At 45.9% G+C, this 3545-nt stretch carries 5 protein-coding genes; 3 read left to right on the top strand and 2 right to left on the bottom strand.

The window, feature by feature from the left end:
• Positions 1-342 (top strand): LytTR family DNA-binding domain-containing protein (locus A1D16_RS14105; RefSeq protein WP_290710585.1); only part of this gene is annotated, 342 nt, incomplete at its 5' end.
• A gap of 107 nt (positions 343-449) precedes the next feature.
• Positions 450-842: a hypothetical protein gene (locus A1D16_RS14100; protein ID WP_290710583.1), complete on the top strand. Its 393-nt coding sequence runs from the start codon at positions 450-452 to the stop codon at positions 840-842.
• Between the two features lie 76 nt (positions 843-918).
• Here the strand turns inward: A1D16_RS14100 and A1D16_RS14095 are convergent, their stop codons facing one another.
• Both A1D16_RS14095 and A1D16_RS14090 read right to left on the bottom strand, forming a co-directional pair.
• Complete coding sequence (locus A1D16_RS14095; protein WP_290710581.1) at positions 919-1476, bottom strand: ferritin-like domain-containing protein; 558 nt, start codon at positions 1474-1476, stop codon at positions 919-921.
• Between the two features lie 61 nt (positions 1477-1537).
• Positions 1538-2752: an RtcB family protein gene (locus A1D16_RS14090; protein WP_290710579.1), complete on the bottom strand. Its 1215-nt coding sequence runs from the start codon at positions 2750-2752 to the stop codon at positions 1538-1540.
• 95 nt (positions 2753-2847) lie between these two features.
• Between A1D16_RS14090 and A1D16_RS14085 the strand changes: the two genes are divergently transcribed.
• Positions 2848-3545, top strand: a 698-nt coding sequence (locus A1D16_RS14085) for a WYL domain-containing protein (RefSeq protein WP_290710577.1), incomplete at its 3' end; no start/stop codon positions are given.

Below are 3545 nucleotides of genomic sequence, written 5' to 3'. Positions count from 1 at the left end.
CGGCCAAGCCCGGAATTGCCTGAAACGCCCTACCTGCTGGTGAATGTCAATAAAAAAAGAGTAAAAATATTCCTGGCAGACATTCTTTATATAGAAAGTAAAAAAGAGTATATAAATATCGTTACTTCTCAGCAAGCCTATCTTACCAAATACCCATTGGGTGAAATTGATCAGCAGCTGGATAAGGCCAGGTTTATCCGGATACACCGGTCATTTATTGTAGCAAAAGAAAAGATTCGGGCATTTAATTCGGCGGAAGTAGAAATCGGTGGAGAACAGATTCCTATTGGACGCAGTTATAAGGAACTGGTATTATCAATGTTGGGGGAACCGCTAGGATAAACATTGACAAAAGAAATACGTATATACGCAGATTTTGGTTGTTTGTTGACAGAAGGTTTCTGCTTTGAGAATTGTTGGTAGTTTTCCGCAAAAAATTACCAGTCTTTATGAAAAAGCTTACCACATTAGTTGTAATGGCAGCCGTGTTTTTCAGTGCCTGCAGTAAATCCGACGATAAACCAGGCAATAGTCGTGATCTGGTCTACGAATTCACGGGTACCTATACAGGTTCATTAAACGCTGTGTACACAAATGCCAATGGTACAACAGTAACAGAAATTGTGAATGCACTGCCCTGGAAAAAAGAAGTAACGCTGGCTGCTTCTGTTAGGGGGGCGGGCTTTTCGTTCAGCCCGGTGGTGGGCAAACCAGGGGTAACCGGGCAAACCATGACTATGCGATTAACAGCGGGTGGAAAAGTAAAAGATGCCTTAAATGGTACGGCAGATGCCAATGGTTATATTCTAACCCTGGGTACCATGTCGTACGTAGTTCAGTAAAACAGTAGTATTAGTAGCCAATAAAAAAGGTCCGGTCAGAGCCGGACCTTTTTTATTGGGGAAAAATATTCCACAGTCAGATTGCTTTTGTATTCAGGTTTGTATCAGCAATGCCCGTCAGCAATTCATCACATTTCTTTTCTTCTTTTAATGTTTTCAGCAATTCCTGGAGGGCTGATTTATGTCCCAGTACTTTGGCAAATGCGGCCAATGTTCCATAACTGGCAATTTCATAATGCTCTACTTTTTGCGAAGCTGCTATAATACCGGCATCCCGTACAGAACCTGGCTCCGTTTCTTGCATGATAGAAGTGCCTTCTTCCAGTAGCCCCTGCATGGCATCACATTTCTTTGCCTGGGGTTTTTTGCCTAGTGCTTCAAAGCAGGTTTCCAGTCTGCTTACATGGTTAACGGTTTGCTCTAAATGATCGCCGATCGCTTTTTTCAGTTTGCTATCGGAGGCATTTTTTTGCATTTTGGGCAAGGCTTTTACCAAGGCTTTTTCTGCCCAGTATAAGTCTTTCAGTCCATCTTCAAACAAAGAAGAAAGATCTTTAGCAGCATCTTTTTTTGCGGGCATTTTGGCACCTTTTTTAGGGGCAGCCTTTTTAGTGGTTACTTTTTTTGTTGGCATACAAAAGGTTTATTGGTTAATGGATTTGTATGCCGGTTGGTCTTAAATAACCATGCCAGCCTCAGTCTTCCCGGCTACCATCTTCGGCCATCCGTACCATTTTTGGATGGAAGGTTGCCAGCACTTCTACCAGTTCTTCCTGGGCAGCCATTACCTGGTGAATATCTTTGTAAGCTCCCGGGGCTTCGTCCAATCCTCCGCCAATCAATAGAACACCGGCAGCTTTCAGCTCATCCCGTAAACCCTGGGCTGTAAAGGCTTTGGTGGCTTTTGTTCTGCTCATTTGGCGGCCTGCCCCGTGTGATGCTGAATTCAGTGCACCTGCATTTCCTTTACCGCGTACCAGGAAGCCGGGGGCTGTCATGGAACCCGGAATAATTCCGGTAATACCTTCTCCGGCAGGGGTAGCGCCTTTGCGGTGAACAATTAATTCTTCTCCGTTCACCTCTTCCTTCCAGGCAAAATTGTGGTGATTTTCCACAGTAGCCAGTACCTCAGCACCAATTGCTGCGGTTATTTTCTTATGGATAGTAGCATGGCAGGCCGCTGCATAATCGCCTGCCAGGTTCATGGCTGTCCAGTATTCCTGCCCGGCCTCTGATGTAAGGTCAAGATAAGCGAGATTGGCCGCTTCCGGCGGAAGTGCACAGATCGATTTAGCCAGTTTGGTATAGTGTGCGGCAATCGTTGCTCCCAGTCCGCGCGATCCCGAATGGGTAAGCAGGGCCAGGTATTCTCCAGGTTCCAGGTTCAACTGCCGATCGGTGCGGCTTACCCGAAGCAATCCGAACTCCACGAAATGGTTTCCTCCTCCTGAACTACCCAGTTGTTGCGCTGCCTTTTCCTTTAACCCGCTAAGCAGTGAAATTTCCTCGAAGGCGGGGTTATACAGTACTTCGTGATCTGTACGGTCGGTTCCGGTAAACCCGACGCCGGCCCCGAATTTTGTTTGTGCAATCAGTTCGCGCTTGTATTTAGCCCCGTTGGCAAAAAAATGATCCGGAGGAATATCAAATACCGAGCAACTCATCCGGCAGCCGATATCAACCCCCACTCCATAAGGAATGACCGCGCCTCTTGTAGCAAGCACCCCTCCGATCGGTAATCCATACCCCTGGTGGGCATCAGGCATCAGGGCGCCTGCAACAGCAATGGGTAAACGAACCGCTGTTTCCATCTGAAGGCGGGCGCCTGCCTCTATACCTTCTAAACCATATGTACTAACCGGCGCCGGTTTATCTTGCAGCAGTACTTGTGTAACATCATCCTTTCTCATATAACGTGTAATTAATTCCTTACAAAGCTCTCCAGTATCTGCGCAGTGTTTTTGCGTAGTAGAATTTTTTTTTTAGATTTCCAGAAATTTCTTTCATGCCGGTTAATCGGAATGCCCTGATTCGCTATAAGACCATCGACGCCTGTTTACGCAATCGTCGCCGTAAATGGACCCTCGAGGCCTTAATGGAAGCCGTTTCCGAAGCCCTTTATGAATATGAAGGTATGGATAAGGGTATTTCCAGGCGTACCATTCAGGCCGATCTGCAAATAATGCGCAGTGATAAACTGGGTTATAATGCGCCTATTATGGTGTTGGAAAAGAAATATTATACCTACGAAAATCCACACTACAGTATTACACAGATTCCCTTGAATGAACTAGACCTGCAACGGATGCAGGAAGCCGTTGAATTGTTGCGGCAGTTTAAAGGCTTTGCTCATTTTCATCAATTGGGAGAAGTGGTTCAAAAGTTGGAGGACCATGTATATGCTGCAGCACATCAAACAGGTTCTGTGATTGATTTTGAAAAAAATGAACAGTTGAAAGGACTTGAATACCTGGAACCCCTTTATCAGGCAATAACCCAACAAAAGCCTGTAAAAATCCGCTATCTTTCTTTCCGGGCCAGGCATGCGCGCGACCTTATTTTACATCCCTGGTGGTTAAAAGAATTTAAGAACAGGTGGTTTGTAATTGGCATACAAAATGGGCATCGTCATGAATTTACCCTGGCGCTGGACCGTATACAGGCACTGGAAGAAGCTCCCCCGGCAACGTATATACCCGCTGA

This window comes from Flavihumibacter sp. CACIAM 22H1 (genome assembly GCF_001601815.1).
Lineage (GTDB): Bacteria > Bacteroidota > Bacteroidia > Chitinophagales > Chitinophagaceae > Flavihumibacter.
The sequence above is the reverse complement of the archived record's forward strand: the minus strand, read 5'-3'. Positions and strand labels throughout refer to the sequence as shown.